This window comes from Senegalia massiliensis (assembly GCF_009911265.1).
GTDB classification, from domain to species: domain Bacteria; phylum Bacillota; class Clostridia; order Tissierellales; family SIT17; genus Anaeromonas; species Anaeromonas massiliensis_A.
Window position 1 is genome coordinate 1 of the sequence record NZ_QXXA01000047.1, and the last position, 797, is coordinate 797.

1 protein-coding gene is annotated in these 797 nt (G+C 28.1%); it reads right to left on the reverse strand.

The window, feature by feature from the left end:
• Positions 1-797 (reverse strand): tetratricopeptide repeat protein (locus D3Z33_RS16455; protein ID WP_160198859.1); only part of this gene is annotated, 797 nt, incomplete at both ends.

Below are 797 nucleotides of genomic sequence, written 5' to 3' on the forward strand. Positions count from 1 at the left end.
TTGCTGTATATTCATTTTTTCCTAACTCCAATATTTCTTCTAATGTTTTTAATATAGTTCCTTCATTTGCTAAGCCTTTATATTTTTCTGCAAGTCCTATTGTTTCTTGAGATACCCCTGGCATAGTTAGTATATTATTATAGTAATTTATTGCACTATTAAAGTTTCCTTTTGAATGATAAGTCCTTCCTAAATTTAATAATCCCTTTGCTGTATTCTCTAATCTTTCTTTGATTTCTTCACTTTCTGGATATAATTCATATCCTTCCATATATATCTTTCTTTTTCCACTTGCTGTATATTCATTCTTTCCTAACTCTAATATTTCTTCTAATGATCTATATACTATTTCTTTATTAGCTACATCTCTATATCTTTCTGCAAGTCCTATTGTCCCTTGAGATATTTCTGGCATAGTTAGTATATCATCATAGTAATTTATTGCACTATTAAAGTTTCCTTTTGAATGATGATTCTTTCCTAAATTTAATAATCCCTTTGCTGCATTCTCTAATCTTTCTTTGATTTCTTCACTTTCTGGATATAACTCATATCCTTCCATATATATCTTTCTTTTTCCACTTGCTGTATATTCATTCTTTCCTAACTCTAATATTTCTTCTAATGTTTTTAATATAGTTCCTTCATTTGCTAAGCCTTTATATTTTTCTACAAGTCCTATTGTCCCTTGAGATACCCCTGGCATAGTTAGTATATCATTATAATAATTTATTGCACTATTAAAGTTTCCTTTTGAATGATGATTCTTTCCTAAATTTAATAATCCCTTTGCTGTA